This window comes from Polaromonas sp. P2_G11 (assembly GCF_056403595.1).
In genome coordinates this window covers 511,914-526,542 of sequence record NZ_JBFUFE010000001.1, presented here as the reverse complement: position 1 = coordinate 526,542, position 14,629 = coordinate 511,914, and the positions used below count along the sequence as shown (strand labels likewise).

General features: G+C 53.7%; 17 protein-coding genes. 2 read left to right on the top strand and 15 right to left on the bottom strand.

Translation table 11 applies throughout. The features are described from left to right. Window positions 1-281: 281 nt before the first annotated feature. From AC1DWQ_RS02630 to AC1DWQ_RS02600, 7 genes are all read right to left on the bottom strand, one after another. Window positions 282-500 (bottom strand): hypothetical protein, encoded by a 219-nt coding sequence (locus tag AC1DWQ_RS02630; RefSeq protein ID WP_477668248.1) that lies wholly within the window; start codon window positions 498-500, stop codon window positions 282-284. Window positions 501-709: 209 nt separating this feature from the next. Continuing rightward, window positions 710-1,387: a hypothetical protein gene (locus AC1DWQ_RS02625; RefSeq protein WP_477668247.1), complete on the bottom strand. Its 678-nt coding sequence runs from the start codon at window positions 1,385-1,387 to the stop codon at window positions 710-712. Between the two features lie 2,112 nt (window positions 1,388-3,499). Next, window positions 3,500-3,805, bottom strand: coding sequence for a hypothetical protein (locus AC1DWQ_RS02620; protein WP_457282158.1), 306 nt, complete (start codon window positions 3,803-3,805; stop codon window positions 3,500-3,502). Window positions 3,806-3,877: 72 nt separating this feature from the next. Then, window positions 3,878-4,408, bottom strand: coding sequence for a hypothetical protein (locus tag AC1DWQ_RS02615; RefSeq protein ID WP_477668246.1), 531 nt, complete (start codon window positions 4,406-4,408; stop codon window positions 3,878-3,880). Next, on the bottom strand, window positions 4,405-4,788 hold the full coding sequence (locus tag AC1DWQ_RS02610; RefSeq protein WP_477668915.1) for an immunity protein Imm33 domain-containing protein: 384 nt from the start codon (window positions 4,786-4,788) through the stop codon (window positions 4,405-4,407). Before AC1DWQ_RS02610 ends, AC1DWQ_RS02615 begins: the two co-directional genes overlap by 4 nt. Before the next feature lie 132 nt (window positions 4,789-4,920). Next, window positions 4,921-5,670, bottom strand: a complete 750-nt coding sequence (locus AC1DWQ_RS02605; protein WP_477668245.1) for a hypothetical protein — start codon at window positions 5,668-5,670, stop codon at window positions 4,921-4,923. A gap of 108 nt (window positions 5,671-5,778) precedes the next feature. After that, window positions 5,779-6,804: a hypothetical protein gene (locus AC1DWQ_RS02600; protein WP_477668244.1), complete on the bottom strand. Its 1,026-nt coding sequence runs from the start codon at window positions 6,802-6,804 to the stop codon at window positions 5,779-5,781. A 326-nt stretch (window positions 6,805-7,130) separates the two neighbouring features. Here AC1DWQ_RS02600 and AC1DWQ_RS02595 point away from each other — a divergent pair, with 326 nt between their 5' ends. Then, window positions 7,131-7,400, top strand: coding sequence for a hypothetical protein (locus tag AC1DWQ_RS02595; protein WP_477668243.1), 270 nt, complete (start codon window positions 7,131-7,133; stop codon window positions 7,398-7,400). A gap of 703 nt (window positions 7,401-8,103) precedes the next feature. On the opposite strand, the gene AC1DWQ_RS02590 is transcribed toward AC1DWQ_RS02595, so the two are convergent. Further along, on the bottom strand, window positions 8,104-8,844 hold the full coding sequence (locus AC1DWQ_RS02590; protein ID WP_477668242.1) for a hypothetical protein: 741 nt from the start codon (window positions 8,842-8,844) through the stop codon (window positions 8,104-8,106). Between the two features lie 395 nt (window positions 8,845-9,239). Next, on the bottom strand, window positions 9,240-9,479 hold the full coding sequence (locus AC1DWQ_RS02585) for a YcxB family protein (protein WP_477668914.1): 240 nt from the start codon (window positions 9,477-9,479) through the stop codon (window positions 9,240-9,242). 631 nt (window positions 9,480-10,110) lie between these two features. Between AC1DWQ_RS02585 and AC1DWQ_RS02580 the strand changes: the two genes are divergently transcribed. Further along, a complete protein-coding gene (locus tag AC1DWQ_RS02580) occupies window positions 10,111-10,686 on the top strand; it encodes a recombinase family protein (RefSeq protein ID WP_477668241.1) in 576 nt (191 codons plus the stop codon). Window positions 10,687-10,773: 87 nt separating this feature from the next. On the opposite strand, the gene AC1DWQ_RS02575 is transcribed toward AC1DWQ_RS02580, so the two are convergent. The 6 genes from AC1DWQ_RS02575 to AC1DWQ_RS02550 form a co-directional block, all read right to left on the bottom strand. After that, a complete protein-coding gene (locus tag AC1DWQ_RS02575) occupies window positions 10,774-11,460 on the bottom strand; it encodes a hypothetical protein (protein ID WP_477668240.1) in 687 nt (228 codons plus the stop codon). A gap of 92 nt (window positions 11,461-11,552) precedes the next feature. Then, complete coding sequence (locus tag AC1DWQ_RS02570) at window positions 11,553-12,008, bottom strand: hypothetical protein (RefSeq protein ID WP_477668239.1); 456 nt, start codon at window positions 12,006-12,008, stop codon at window positions 11,553-11,555. An 88-nt stretch (window positions 12,009-12,096) separates the two neighbouring features. Continuing rightward, window positions 12,097-12,375 carry a hypothetical protein gene (locus AC1DWQ_RS02565; RefSeq protein WP_477668238.1) on the bottom strand — a complete coding sequence of 93 codons (279 nt, stop codon included), beginning with the start codon at window positions 12,373-12,375 and terminating at the stop codon, window positions 12,097-12,099. 115 nt (window positions 12,376-12,490) lie between these two features. Beyond that, window positions 12,491-13,474 (bottom strand): hypothetical protein, encoded by a 984-nt coding sequence (locus tag AC1DWQ_RS02560; RefSeq protein WP_477668237.1) that lies wholly within the window; start codon window positions 13,472-13,474, stop codon window positions 12,491-12,493. Window positions 13,475-13,570: 96 nt separating this feature from the next. Next, window positions 13,571-14,011 carry a hypothetical protein gene (locus AC1DWQ_RS02555; RefSeq protein WP_477668236.1) on the bottom strand — a complete coding sequence of 147 codons (441 nt, stop codon included), beginning with the start codon at window positions 14,009-14,011 and terminating at the stop codon, window positions 13,571-13,573. A 104-nt stretch (window positions 14,012-14,115) separates the two neighbouring features. Further along, window positions 14,116-14,577, bottom strand: coding sequence for a hypothetical protein (locus AC1DWQ_RS02550; RefSeq protein WP_477668235.1), 462 nt, complete (start codon window positions 14,575-14,577; stop codon window positions 14,116-14,118). Window positions 14,578-14,629 lie beyond the last annotated feature (52 nt).

Sequence of the window (14,629 nt, the reverse complement as noted above, 5' to 3'; positions counted from 1 at the left end):
TTGCAAAAATAAGGGCGTTGCCTGTTGCGAGCTGTGGCCTAAGCCCGACCAACCCAGGGGCATACCAACTCAAGCCAGCGAACAAAAGCGACAACGACGTGCCGATCAAGACCAACAGTCCTTCCGGCGTACCCACTAGTGGGCCGCGTATGAAAGCTCGAAGGTTGACGCGTGCCCAGTCCATGAAATTTAACCTTTGAAATAAGCGGCGCCGCAAGGCGTCAGTTTGAAGGAGGGGTTAGGCGACATTGGCGATGATGAATCGTTCCGATGTAAATATCTCAGCTCGCAAAGGGAAAGCGCAGAGCGAAGATGATGTAAAGGCCTACAGCGATCTCGCCCAAGCCGATGAGGATTGCCGGAAGCCCTTCAACGACACGCTTCTCATCGCTATCTCCATTCCATGTGAATTTGGCTTCTCGCCGCAGAACGCTCTTCACGCCCGCTGCGATCGATGCGAGGCCAAACAATACGGTGATGATTTTTAAAAGTAGTGCCATGAGACGCCTAATGTTAGAGATGACCGAACCACGATAGTAGCGGTGGAGCGGCCTTTTGCTGTTGTGAGTCTGTGTTGATTGACGGGTTAAGCATTTCTATCGACCTTCAAACCTGACGGTGCCGACGATGCGTCTGGCGGTGGGCACATGCTTGTCGTTCTCGGTCACGGCTACGCCCGCCAGAATTAGGCACCTTTTTGTGCGCACAGTTATTGTTCCGTACCTTGAACGAAAGCACTCAGCGTGGGCATAGTGGTATTCGTACGTTTAGCGGAAAGCATACGATCGCCAGGAAGGAGGTAATACCAATTGAGAACCGGGGCCTCCGCTGGAAATGGTGGAGCAACAAAATCGAACGACCCGTCGATGGTCGTAGCAGCGTCACCAAGCAGGCGAAGTGAAAATGTCACAACTGAAGCAGAGGAACGGGCCACCGTTCCCTCAACCTTCAGCCTGCGCATACCAGGAGGCGAGTAATCGCCCAGGTCGATGGAACCATGAAAGTGTTGCTCGCCTGAAACCTCACACAATCCGGCAAATCCAAATTTTTCCAGAATCATGGTTGGCAGAAAAAATGACTGCCTGGGGTCAAAGCCAACAGGGTGAATGAACGCTTTTTCATCAAGGCCGTGAAACAGGTGTCGCCCGCCAGAAAGCCGGTAAGACTCGGCGACCGCAACACCCTGGATGACGCGCGAAAACATTTGTGCGTTACCCAAGTGGCGTACCTCTACCTCAAAAGATTCTTTCGGGTTTTGTCCATTGGATGAGATTAGGCGCAATGATTTTGCCGCCATCCAACTTTCTTTGTCAGAGCACGCGGCATGGCTGGATGTGACCTGAAATAGTGCAATGACAATTGAGATATAAAAAAGACGCATGGTCAAGACACTCAACGTTGAAAGTGAGCCGCACTCAGAAGCTTGGCGCTATAAGTCGCGCCGAAAATCATGCGCCTCGCGGAGCCGCGGCGTTGTGTGCCGGTCTCGATCGGCCTGTTAGGCAACATGGCCAGGCCGTTCTTTGTTCCGGTGCGCAATCCAATAGGCCAACACCGCGAGGGTAATGACCAGTGCCTGAGCTGGAAAAAGCAGCACCCATGCGATTTCGGTGTCCCTGTAGCCTCTCGCCAAGAGACTGGCCATCCAAAAACAGAATGCAATAAGAGCTGCATTCCCCGCGGCGAGAGTAGCAAGCCATAGCGTAACGCTCGCGCGGGCTCCCATCAAAATCAACGCGGAGCAATACAAGACTGCGGAACACCAAGCGTAGTTCGCTAGAAGGTGTTTCCACTCAAAGCCCGTGTTGCCAATGAATTGTGAGTAGGCCAGGAATATCGGACCAGGCAGAACGAGAAGCGAAACAATCGCAATGACTCGCATGGTGCGGCCTAACGTTGGAGTTGATCGGCGAGCGGGAGGCGTGTGCACGGAGCGCATTGAAGCACTCGGGCGTCAGTGTCGAACGGCTTGTTTGATGCCATTGCCACTAGTGGTTCCTCAGATAGTTCCGGGCAGTATAGATACCAGCCGTCGCGCACAGCCCGCCAACTAACCACGCTAGCGTCAGTCCGAACCACGCAAGCCCTAAGGCCACTCCGATGCAACTGCCGGGGGGACAAAGCTTTTCGTTCGCAAGGTGCAGCAGTGCACCGCAGAGGATGGTCCATCCAATCCACCCGGACCACAGAAACCTACGAAGTCGGTGCGGCGGGAGTTCGTCTGGATGATTCAAGAATGCACCAACCGCGAAGCCAACCCCAAAAAGCGCGAGCACCATAACGAGCAGTGTTTCCATGGTATCTAACGTAGAAGTCACCGGCGCTGCGCGGCTTTGCCGCACGGCGTCAGTGTGGACTGCCGTGTTAGGAACTCTAGGGCGAACATACGTCTTCCTTTTCTTGCCGACTGACACAGACTTTCACGGTACCTAGGTAATTTGCTGCCGCTGAAAGCCAGCTAACCGGGTCCTCTTCCTCTGCAGAGAACACAAACGCCCCGGGTGCACGGATGTCAAATGGCCTTACCCTCTTGATCATTGATATGACATATGTGCGCCGAGCAGAAGAAATGGCTTTGACGAAGGTAAGTTCCCCCACGTTCTTGTCCTGGAATCTAGAGCAGTAGAACTGTGCATAAGCAAGAGTAAAGATGCCTTCACTACGCGGCTTAGGTGGCACAACATTGGAGTTGGGACAGGCCTTGGCCGTCACACCAAGAGTGAGGCGGATGGCGTTCGTTACAGCATCTTCCGGGGGAGACGGCTCCAGAATGGCTAGAGTGATTGATTCTTTCCATGCAGACCCCTCCTGGTCCAGAGGGGCCCAAGCCGTAAATTCGAGTCCGTCCTTCTTTTGTTCCGCTGCCTTCTTCCATCCCGCCCAAGCGGGTGGGGCATGAATTCGTAGGCCTTCTCGTTCCTGCCCAAATGCATTGCATAGAGGAAGAGCTGCGACTAGCAGTAGTACTAGGCGAACACGCATTTGGAGTTCTTAACGCAATGTATACCGCAAGGTCTGCGGTATAACATCGCGCCTGCGGTATAACCAGGCCACTGAAAACCCAGCCAAGTGCTTGTTATTAAAAGACTTATTGCTCATTTTGAGTTTCGTTCAGATCGATAAAAAGAACACCAAACCCCGCAAACCGATTCTAGGCGGGCAGTGTGGCTACCGCCTCCTCAATATGGACGAGCTAAGCCTAAACAGCCGATTCCGTTGTGTTTGGTCATCCTCGCCCATAAACCGGTGAAAAAAACGCGCTGCCCCGGTCGCCGCTGAATCCCCCCAACAAGACCCCGTCCCGGTGTTGGAGTGAACTCCTTGGTCCAGCCCGAGGGGTTCACTCCATAACTAGATCAGATTTCGACGGATTCAACACGCTAGAGCAAGGGTGCGACTGAAGCCTGGTTTTTGTTAGCCATGGAGCAACCTGCGTTTGAATTCAGCCGACCGACCAGCGCAGCTCGCCAGGGTCGGCTGCAATGACGGGTCGGGCGTCTTAGTGACGGCGGGTTTCCGCAAAGAACTTATCCCTATACGCCGAGGCAGACTCTGGCAATTCCATGACCTCTGCAGCCGCTTCGAGCCGCTTCCAGAATGCCGCCTTGCATGTGAAATCTTCCGCAATGCTGGCAATCTCTTGCAGTGCCAGGCCAAGTTCATTGTGGGCAAGGTATTCATCGAACTGAACCAATGAATACTTCTCTGAGTCCGCGTCTGTAGCCGCCTCAACAAGGTAGCGACGAGCATCTTTCAGGTTTGCTTCAGCAATACCCCAGGTCTTCCATAAACGCGGATTGGTCATGACGCCCAACGTTTGAGCTCAACGGATGGCGGCGGCCGAAGCCCCTCAGAATTAGTCCGCTGGAGTGACGGGTTAGATGTGCCCATGCTCTATAGCTGCCCCACATTCGGGACAGAACTTATCGAGTGGTGCGACCTCATGGCCTCGAATGCATTTTCGGTTTTTCAGCAACCTGGAGTTTTTGATTGCGGAGTACAGCGTTGCAAACGCCGCGCCGTAGAAAACCATCCAATGCCCAGAGAAGAGACGCACTTCGGCGCCGGAATTGGCAGCATTGCTCCCGTCTCTATGGCTGGGTACGTTGCTCATACCTAGAACGAAATTGAGCATCGCGTATCCGAAGAGCCCGTAGATCGCATAGCGTGCCCAAGTTGGGCAGCCCGATAGGGCCAGCTTCCAAAAATCAGAGCGTCTTCCGTGGCGTGACATACGATTGGCGACCAAGACCGTCGGAAGCCACACTACGAAGATGCCGGCGTGCAAACCCCAAACCAGATGTCCACCTGGAATTGGCAGGCCAATCAGGGCTGCCAGGTGACTTCCTACGCTGAGAAGCAGACCAACTGCCGATAGCAGCATGAAGGGATACAAGAGGACGTTCATGGTGTCAAAAGAGGTCTAACGGTGGAGGTAAGGGGCGGCTTGTGCGATGCGCAAGACGTCTCATTGACTGAGGGGTTGGGCCACAAGCCGCGTTTATCGAACCACACATCTTCATGGTTGGAGCCATCTATCAGCAAGCGATACCCTGGCGGCAACTCAAGATACTCGACAACCCATGGTAGGTTCTCTGCCAGATTCTCCACATGCAGGAGGGCAAAGAAGTCGCTGGCTTCTGACGGTTCACCTCCGGACCAGAAGTACCAACCGTTAGTACTTGTCGTGGGCTTGTGGCGAAGGCCGTGGATTGGTTCAGTTCCGATCGTCGACAACGCGATGCCTACTTTTGAACCGGCTACAGGTGGCAACGGCGATGCGCCCACCCATTCACAAAGCGGACTTCTCACGGAGCACTCGCATTGTGTTTCCTCGGGGTCTATCGTTTGAGACCACCGGCACGTAGCAAGCGCCGCGCAGCAGGAATCTGCTGCTGTGTGTCCGAGTGGGCCGACCAGCTAGGTTGCAATTGCTGCAACACTTAGCTTTTTCCTGAGTATCAAAAAAGTAATTGCGCCGATCGGAAGAGCAATCGCAACGGTCCATTGCCCGTACAAGGGGGCAAACGCTCCCGCACTAAATAGCTGTAAGGACAAGGGCGCGAAACTCCATTCGCCAGTTGTCCAGTTCACTGCAAACTTTCCAAACCCAAGCATAACGAACAGTACCCACGGCCACTTTCGGCCTTTGAGTTTAGACCTGCCGCAAACAACAAGCGCCCAGAGGGTAAGCAACGGAAAGACTATGGCCAACGCAAAAACAAGGTATTGAATTGGCGTTTTTTTTGTTAACGTGAACCGATTCTGTTGTTTAAGTGAAGCTGGCTGGGGAACGACGCTAAAGCCAACTATGGTGGCCTTACCACCATGATTCCTTACGGCGACGCTCGTCAAAATCCATTTGCCTGAAAAGCCATATTCAAACGTGAGATTGACGGTCGAAGAGTCATCCCTATTCATCCGGTGAGCGCCAACCAGCATAATTGTTGAGGGCTCTCCAGCAGGGATAAATGCCGCCATTTGAACAAGCGCGTCATGAAGTGCCGGCCCAGCTATGCTTGGATCAGCTGCCTTCTCAATATCCTCAAAGCGCTGCTGTCGCAGAAGATCAATGTAACTTTTAGCCAGCGTCTGATCGGCAGGCGAAGCAAATTTTTGAATCATGTCCGCTTGATTGCAGCCCACAAGTGCGAGCAGGAGCAAAGACATAAAGAATTGGCGAAGAGATGAAATAGTCATTGGAAGCTGGGGGCGAGTACTCTGTCGAGATACATGCTGGCTGATGCGACTTAATGTGCCGGAAACGCTGGGAAAGACTCAAAGTAGGCTATTTGGTCGCAGCTTTCCGGCGTATTCTTTGCATTTCTGGAAGTAGTCGCCGGGCCATGCGTCTTTCATGGGCGTGCCATTAAAGCTGCGGGTCATGGCTATAAACGTATCCACATCACCGGCTTGGCATGCGAATTTCGCGTACGCATTCCTATTCCAATCGGCTGGGTATTTTTTGAGCACGTCTTCAAAGCCGGCTTTCATCTGCGACCAAACTGCGCTCCGATGCGACTCTGCAAAGAAAGCTTCCCCTCCCATGCGGCCTGCTGCGACCCAATAGATACGTGCATACATTCCCTGGCCTTCTGTTGAGGTCGTTCGTCTCACGGCATCCGCAGCAAAATCCTGGATTTGCCGCATGCTCCCTCCCCACATTGGGAGAAAACGCTCTGCCGCCACAAAATATGTCTGGTAATGAAGAGGCTCTTTCGACACTGCTTCTTCGTACAACGCCCAATGTTGGTCTCTTGTCCAGTTCTGCGCAAGCGCCACATCCAGCATCACGATATACCACTGCGGATCATCACTGCTGATTTTTTTGTTCACATCGAGGGTGTTGCGAGCAATCGCCATGTAGCTCGCGAAGCCATTCCAGCCTTCAGGGGTGACGGTACTTGCATAGCCAGAACCGCGAAGAGCCCAGGCATGCTGCTTCTGTGCGGTAGCCAGTGCTATTGGCGCCATAGCCGATTGAGGAAAAGCTGCGACCCAACGATTCAGTTTGCTTTCTATGGCCGCCCATTGCGCCTCCGAGTTCTTTTCCTTTTCCCCAACAATAGCGTAGCCTAGGTTGCCATAGAAAACGGTGAGATTCCAAACTCCACTGGGGGTTCGACTTCTTTCTGTACGAAGCTTGGTAGCCAACTTATCAAGCGCAACAAAATCATCTGCCTTATAAGCCTTGGTAACGATTTCGTTTAACTCGTTGGGCCCGTAAAAATTTTCCGCATTGGTGTATGTGTTCGTGAAAATTGCCAACAGAATCACACCAAGAGTTCGAATCCAGGTTCTCATAAATTCCTCCCGTTTTGTTGGATGGAGTTTAAGGTCATTGGTTTCGCATGCGAAACGAAAACAAACCCCAGGGGATACTTTTTACAGTGCTCGCGGCTGGTTCGACGTTGCAGTGTTCTGCAATGCCATCGTGATCTGCAGGCTGTCACACGTCAGCGCTCTAACTTTCTCTTTCCATTGCACTGACGCCGCGCAATCCTTGAGAGCTTTTCACTTATAGCCAACCTCCTACAGCTCCAGACTGGCGACAGTCTTCACCGGCATCCTGGTCTGACTCACCGTGATCACATACACGGTTCTGCCTGCATCGTCATCCGCCCAACCACATGCAGACCCTTGAGCCTTTAAGGCTCCGAGCAGAGGGCCGCCTCGCAAGCGAAACAAGGAGAGGTCCTGAGGGGGCTTTTTATTGCTACGATGCCGCGATGACAAAGCTATACCTGCTCATCGTCGCGCTCGTGCTCTGCATTTTGCAAATGTACTGGCCGATCTCCGCCTGGCGCAAAGACGGCTTCATCGCGGCACTCAGGCTATTCGCTTTTGGCGGCTTAACCGTCAGCATGGTCGCGATGAGCGAACTGATCGAGCAGTTTTAATGGCCGCTCTGGCCTGGGGGAATTAGATGAATATCAGTAATCTTTTTAACATTAGGTGGATTAGCTGGGGACTCTGCCTCGTTATGTTTCGCATATACCGAGAAGATTCATATCCCCTGTCACTGTATTTGGCCTTGAGCTTGCCGGTTCTCTTGACCGCAGCCCATCTTGTATTTTCAGTATTCGAATCGACAAAAGACGAATTTGTGAAAACGTCGATTGAATTCTTGTGGATGATGGGCTTCGCTACTTTACTTGGTGCGGCAGCAATTTATTCCGACGCAGATTTTGTGAACAGAGGCGTGCGTTATGACGTCAATGGTTTTTGGCCACTTGTTCAAGCTAGCGTGCTGCTGGGTGCTGTAACGTTGGTCTGCTTGGTGATTCGCAGGTTTCTAAATAATCGAGTCATTAAGCCCGGACATTCAAGGTTCCGTTAGAGGCCACTATGGCCTCCGAACCCGATCTATAGGCGATCCCATAGGTAGACCGAAGCCAGTATCCGGACAGGTGCGTGAAAGGAAACCTCTCGCGCATGAATGATGTTTAACGTTGGAGGTAAGCGGCAGAACCCGGTGCCACGGGGGGCTGTCCGCTTGACCGAATGGTTAGACCGCATTCTGGCCGAGTATGCGTCGGACTTCTGCGAGAACAAGGCCGCGCCAGCCAGGAAATGGCGCGAGTGCAAGTCCCGGACCAGGAATCAGCGTTTGCCAAATGGCCACAGCTGGTGAATGGCATCCCATGGTCCTTGAGTGAAGCGCAAATGCGGCGCCTCCCCCTTTTTTAGTATGTCCTCCGCTGTAATCAAGTGATTGACCCGATCGATGACCTCCTGCGCTTCGATCGACACACTGTGCAAATTGATTTTCTCGGTACGCAGCTGGGCGCGCAGGCGCTCCAGCGCCTTGCGGAACGCTGGAAGCTGATGCAATTGATCGCGAGTCACGATGGTGCTGGTTATGACCAACAGCTGAAGCACACCTCTCTTGTTCATCAACGGACGCACCCGCGTCTCGCTATCAACAGAAGCCGCCACCTTTGTCACAGCAGCATCTATGAGCTTCATCACGGACTCGAACGGATCGGCCGGAGGCGCCGGAGGAACTACTGGTCCATCGTCATATTGACGGACCGGGTGAGCTGCAGTCGAGGATTTGATAAAGACATGAATGTCGCCCGGCAGGATCATGAAGCGAAACGCCACCGCTGCCTTGCCGAACTCGTCCTCAAGCTGTTGCCATCCGGCGGGGGGCAATGCGAGGAAGGCTAAGGTCAGCCCGATGGAGTCGACGCAACAACGAAGCTCCCCAACATGCGGTTGCCTCGACTGGGTGTGCCAGATCAGGTCGTCTTCATGATTGAGCATGTCATCCCAGCTACAGCTTGCGGGGGGCCTAGCCAGCATGCGTCGGGCCAGTTTCAATTGATTGTCTGGTGTCATGTCGAACCGGATGCTGAGTTTGTATTTTTGGTTTGAAGCAGTGCTACGGAATTCCAAACAACGGTCATTGAAACAGCACTACTTCACGCTCTAACGTAATGTATACCGCAAGGTCTGCGGTATAACATCGCCCCTGCGGTATAACCTAGCCGCCGAAAACTCAGCCAAGTGCTTGTTATTAAAAGACTTATTGCCCATTTTGAGTTTCATTCAGGTCGATAAAAAGGGAGCAAACCTCGCAAACCAATTTTAGGTGGACAGTCTGGCAACCGCCTCCTCAATAAGGACGAGCGCAGCCCAAACAGCCCATTCCGTTATGTTTGATCATCGCTGCCGCAGCCCGGCCCGACTGCACCTTGGGTAGGGACAGTGCTACTGTGCGGCATACCGTGAAGTTAACCATTCACACTCCCGCCAGCGCCCTCAATTTTCTGCAATAGGAATGATTGCGCATCGGGTGCAACGCCGGCAAGCGGAATGGTGACTTGACTGGTGCGTGAAAGGACTAAGAGCCAGAAATCGGGATAACGCCGTACCTGTCTGACGGCGGACCAAGGAAGGGTAAAAGCGCCCAGTTCGGATGAAACGCTGAAACCCGAGGCGTCACCTTGCAAACTAGCCTCCGGAGAATGCATTTTCCGGAACTTGCGGAGAGAGCTTCGCAGGGATACCAGGTAGAAGCCTACTGCGAAAGTTGCGCAGAGGATTAGCAGGGTGCCCATGACTCCAACGAACCAGGAACGGTCTCCATGCCACACTAGATAAGCAAGGCTTGTCGCGACGAGTAGCAGAGCCACGACAAAGCGAAGGCCAAACGCACGATGCCAGCTTGCAAGCGCCGCATCTCGAATAACGGCCTCTGTGTACTGTAGCCTGACACTCACTAGCATGGCGGCTAATGTTTGACGTGAGCGAGCGCCGAAGGCGATCCGCTCTCGATGGAATTGTTAACCCTCATCGTCCATCCCTCGCGCTTGCTCGAAATCCTGCTATCAAATTAGGAGAAAATCCAGAGCACTGGATTGCGGTTGCAGCGCTTGAGGCTGAACCGGAGAGCACACTTTTAGACCAGCTAAAAGCCAGTGCCAACAAGTGGCGGAAGCGGTGGCTTTCGAACAACACTTTTTTGACCGGCCCCAGCCGGTTTTTTTACGTCAAAGCACTTAGTAGCCTGTTAGTTCTAACAGGGAGTGCCCAGCAAGAAATCCATTCCTTCGCTAGAGTTGCTATAAAAAACGTAGCTAATCGAAGAGTGAGGGGGTTGGTTTGATATACGGATACGCTCGGGTCTCAACGACCGAGCAGGACACCACGCTGCAGCTGGATGCGCTGCAGCGGTCAGGAGTTGAAAAGATTTACCAGGAAAAGCGCAGCTCAGTAGGGAGTCGACCGCAGCTCATGACGCTGCTGGAATCACTGAAGGACGGCGACATGGTTAAAGTCTACAAAATAGACCGTTTGGCTCGCTCGCTAATTGACCTGCTGTCCATACTTGATCGAATTCAGAAGGCGGGGGCGGCGTTTCAAAGTCTCACCGAGCCGGTGGACACCAGCACTTCAGCTGGCCGGATGATGACCCACATGCTGGGAGCTTTCGCGGAGTTTGAGCGCGGCATCATTCGAGAGCGATCTATTGCAGGCCAAACGGCTGCCATGATGCGAGGTATCAAATGCGGGCGGCCTCGCTCAATTTCGGAGGACGACGAAAAAGAACTGGTGCGACTGTGGCAATCGAACCGCTACACGATGGATTCGCTCGCCGCGATTTTCAACGCCCATCCTTCGAGTGTGAAGCGGTCAATTTATAGAGTCGTTAAACCAGGGCACTCGAGTTTGCGTTAGGCAATCTAGGCAACTCTGAGCGCCCAACGTTCGACATGAGAGGCGGCACAAGGGCATAGCCCTTGGGACGTCCTCTCAATGGAAGGGTTAGGCCGCAGCATCGCGAAAGGGGTTTGTGCCAAGTGCGCGAAGCTCGTAAAGACTTCTTTTCTCATCTGAGAACGGCTCTCCGGCAAGCAAGTGATCGAATCGCATGTCGAAGTCGTCAACCAGTTCGCTTGTCCATCGCCCGAGACGCGGGCTGTAGAGAAGTGATGCGAACCAGCTTGTTCTTGGAGCTTCTTTATGAAGGGCTTCCACTGGAACCTTCAGGCGCTTCTGCAGGCTGCGAATCTTCTTTATCGGTGGATCAATGCCGTCACCGAACTCACCCTTGTAGTGAACCATCTCGTTTCTGAAAGAGACGAGGAGGTCGTAACTCTGAAACGGATCTTTGTCACTGCGCCAGACCGTGCCGCCGGCGGCAGATGCGATTAGGTCCCACTTTTGAACATGCGAAAGCGACTTCCGCATGTCATGCATGGTTTGCCAAAGTTCTGGGGTAAGCCTACGTGGCTTTGCAAGAGGTCCGGTGCACTGCGCTGTGAGTTCGTTGAGGCGTGCCTCAAGAAACGATGCTGCGCTGAAGACGCAGGCCATATTCGACACGTATACCTCATAAGGAATCTGCGCTGTTTCAGCAATGCGAGCATGGTGCCGGCAGCTCCAGACAAGATCGTCGGAGAAGTGGTGCAGCGCTAGATTCGATTCGAGATGGACGGTGGCGCGTGGCATCTTCTGCGGCCTAACGTGCGTGTAACCGGCGCCTCGCGACAGGAGGCCGTGAGGCGTCCGTGTTGGCCGACCAGTTATACGTTCTCCGCTGTCTACTGCCCATAGTTCCCCTCCTTAAAGCCAGTGAGTGTTATGTATTTTCCGGTAGTCGCGCAAAGAAATTGCTGGTCCTCGATGGGCTCAGGCCCGGCACAATTTTCAAATTTACACCCGCCTCGCGACACACCCACGACCGTTTCTCCAGCATACTCACAACGATGGTCCGCAAGGTACGCACGGAACCGCTCGATCTCGAGGAGATCGGCCTTAGACTGCCACAGGACAACCAAAGCTGGAATGACAAACGCTGCGGAGACCAAAGCAGCACTTAGCACTCCCTTTTTCTCATTTTCGCTACGCATGAAGGCCGCAATAAACAAGCCTCCGGCAAGAGCGAATGCAAAAAGTGCCAACCAGAAATTTCTACCGCCCAGTATCCAGCCGGAAAGATAAACTGTAATGGCCCCCATCTCGAAGAGCCGTGTGCGACTGGGGAAAGAGGCGATCATGCGCTCGTATTATGTTGGACGCCCGGCAATGCCGAAGGACATTGCCTCTGGGCCGACCAGTTATACGTCGACGGTCCACACGTTGCGACTACAGCTTCGGCCATACTGGTGTGACTGCGGCGTGTTTGTGACCAGACTTTTTCTGAAACTGAACTCCAAACCCTTCGGCGCCTCCCGTCAGTTGGTGCCAGCGGTATTTCATGTTCGTTAGCGTAGGCCATTCTTCCGCCTCGACCGAAACCTTGTACTGAGGATTTTCGGCCTGAATTTGCTCCGCCTCGCTAATAGCGAGAGCGAGCGATCTCGTGCCATCCATGAACATGCCACCAGTTTCGGAGGTCTTGACCTTCACGCGATAGATGATCATCTTGCCGCCGTATAACGTTTGCCATGAGGGGCGACGCAAGGGCGTAGCCCTTGTGACGTCCTCTCGATGGAAGGGTTAAGCCACACTCCTGACGCTGCAGGACTGGTGCATTGAGTCATGACGGGCCTCCACTGGGAAAGTCGAGAATGAGTGGATCCTTCGGGGGTGGGCTTAGTGAAGCATTCATGACAGCGTTGAAGTCGAATGGCTTCTGAAGGAGCAACTGCGTTAGGGCCTTGTATCCATCAAGCTTGTTCGCTAATTCCAGGTACTGGGCCGGGCGATTGCATAGCATTTCATACGTCTCTAACAGCACCTGCCTCAGGTAATACTTTCGGAGGCCAGCCTGATCAGTGACTATGCTGGAACACTCGTGACACATCTTGTGCAGGTGTGTACATGCGCTGTCGAGTGCGAAGTCGCCATAGTCCTGGTGATCGAGTTGGTAGCCCATATATCTATCGCCAAGCGGAGACAAATGCACTGCCTGACTGTTCCAGTCATAAGCCGTAGAGGTGTACGAGGCTAGGCGCCCTGCCTTTTCAAATATTTCGCTCAGCGGTATCTTGTGAAGCCAGTTTGAAAGCTTTTCCCACTGATCTGTGCATTTGGTTGGGTCGAGATCGAATTTTTTGCTGAACAACTTTTGCATCGTCTCGATGTTGGCTTCGAGCCATGTTGTCATCAGCGGATCGAGAGGTTGTTTGAGGTTCAGAATCCGGTTCCGGATTGCATGAAGAGTGTGGAAGTTTTCCCATCGCCATGCGAACTCCTCGTACCGCCCTGGCGTTGCCAGAAGGTACTTTGAAACCGTATACAACTCTTCAATGTGACGTACATGCAGCAGCGCAGCGCGGCTCTTCCCTACAGCATCGATGGCTGCACAGTGATCTGCAATATCGCGGAGTACGTATAGCAGGACGTGGTAGAGAGGGTGGATTGTTATTGCCGACCTCCGAATCTCGGCCAAAACTTCATCAGCTTTGACTTTCAGCGGACGCCCTGCTAAGTCAAGAGCGTTGGGGTGATCTATGCCCCAGAACTCCTGCATGAACTCCAACAGCGATGCTTGTATTGCGTTGGCAGGTATGGCGAGCATGCTGTGAGGCCTAACGTTTGACATGAGCGGCGGCTGGAAGCAAGCGAAGCTTGCTGGAAGACGTCCGCTCGATGGAAGGGTTAGGCACCGGTGTATTCACTGCTGCGCCTTGCCTTGCTGCATACGAGCACGTACTTGCTCGCGCATGCGTTCGTTGAGTTGTTGAAACTCTCGAATGAGCTTGTCGCATGGCTCTTTCGTGGCCTGGCAAAGAGCGGCCATTTCAACGTAGACCTCTCCGTTTGGCCGCTGCTGGATGATGCGGCGCACGACGGCCGGATGCGCATAGTGACCTTCTGGAGTGAACGACCACACGGCAAATGCCGGGTTGGGCTCGTTGATGATGACCCAGCCGTCGGGTTTGGTGATGTTGATGCTGACACCAGGCTTCGCCTTGAGGGACTCAAGCGCCTGGGAAACGCTCGCATATCCGAGAGCTTGCGCTGCGCCCCGCGACTCCTCAAGCGGTACTTCGGACTGCGCCAGGCAGATTGCGCAGCTCGTGGCTAGAAGGAGTGTTGCGACGTAGTGTTTCATATGAGGTGCCTAACGTAGAAATGACCGGACCACCAACATGAGCGGCGGAGCCGCCTCCTGCTGTTGTGGGTCCGTGTCGATTGACATGTTAAAGCGCTCGCTCTTTAACAAAAGAATTTCCCGATTGGAACCGTGCCGGTAACCAGTACTAGTATGAGGTCAATCATGCATGATGCAAAGACGCCAACTCCTCGCCACAGGGCATCGAGGCCACTTGCGCAGAGGGCAACCGCACGCAGACTTCGAGCTTTGGGGTTGACGAGGGGCGCGACCAGCGACCAAGCCACCCAGCGCAAGGGGAGATAGAAGGCCAGGTAGGCAACCAAGACAAATGCGGGTTGACTTTCCCAGTGCTGGCTCTGGAGCCACTCGCCTGCCCATAGCAAGGGAACCGCCATCGCAACGCCAATCAACCCACGCGCAACGGCTACAGCAATGGAGCGCCACCACGCCTTCGACACCGATGGCTGAAAGGTCTCGATTCCGAGGCGTGCGACAAACGCGTAGGCCAGCATCTTGATCGGGACGTATGCGATTGCCGCGGCGATTGATAGTGACTCGGACACCAGTGCGCTCTAACGTGCGTGTGACCGGCGACTTGCGCCAGGAGGGAGCGCA

Excerpts from the sequence above, each read along its gene's own strand:
- AC1DWQ_RS02565 (WP_477668238.1), bottom strand. The coding sequence starts at position 12,375 with ATGATCATCTATCGCGTGAAGGTCAAGACCTCCGAAACTGGTGGCATG.
- AC1DWQ_RS02600 (WP_477668244.1), bottom strand. The coding sequence starts at position 6,804 with ATGAGAACCTGGATTCGAACTCTTGGTGTGATTCTGTTGGCAATTTTC.
- AC1DWQ_RS02570 (WP_477668239.1), bottom strand. The coding sequence starts at position 12,008 with ATGATCGCCTCTTTCCCCAGTCGCACACGGCTCTTCGAGATGGGGGCC.
- AC1DWQ_RS02615 (WP_477668246.1), bottom strand. The coding sequence starts at position 4,408 with ATGAACGTCCTCTTGTATCCCTTCATGCTGCTATCGGCAGTTGGTCTG.
- AC1DWQ_RS02560 (WP_477668237.1), bottom strand. The coding sequence starts at position 13,474 with ATGCTCGCCATACCTGCCAACGCAATACAAGCATCGCTGTTGGAGTTC.
- AC1DWQ_RS02585 (WP_477668914.1), bottom strand. The coding sequence starts at position 9,479 with ATGCATTCTCCGGAGGCTAGTTTGCAAGGTGACGCCTCGGGTTTCAGC.
- AC1DWQ_RS02620 (WP_457282158.1), bottom strand. The coding sequence starts at position 3,805 with ATGACCAATCCGCGTTTATGGAAGACCTGGGGTATTGCTGAAGCAAAC.
- AC1DWQ_RS02555 (WP_477668236.1), bottom strand. The coding sequence starts at position 14,011 with ATGAAACACTACGTCGCAACACTCCTTCTAGCCACGAGCTGCGCAATC.
- AC1DWQ_RS02630 (WP_477668248.1), bottom strand. The coding sequence starts at position 500 with ATGGCACTACTTTTAAAAATCATCACCGTATTGTTTGGCCTCGCATCG.
- AC1DWQ_RS02595 (WP_477668243.1), top strand. The coding sequence starts at position 7,131 with ATGCAGACCCTTGAGCCTTTAAGGCTCCGAGCAGAGGGCCGCCTCGCA.
- AC1DWQ_RS02605 (WP_477668245.1), bottom strand. The coding sequence starts at position 5,670 with ATGTCTTTGCTCCTGCTCGCACTTGTGGGCTGCAATCAAGCGGACATG.
- AC1DWQ_RS02590 (WP_477668242.1), bottom strand. The coding sequence starts at position 8,844 with ATGACACCAGACAATCAATTGAAACTGGCCCGACGCATGCTGGCTAGG.
- AC1DWQ_RS02575 (WP_477668240.1), bottom strand. The coding sequence starts at position 11,460 with ATGCCACGCGCCACCGTCCATCTCGAATCGAATCTAGCGCTGCACCAC.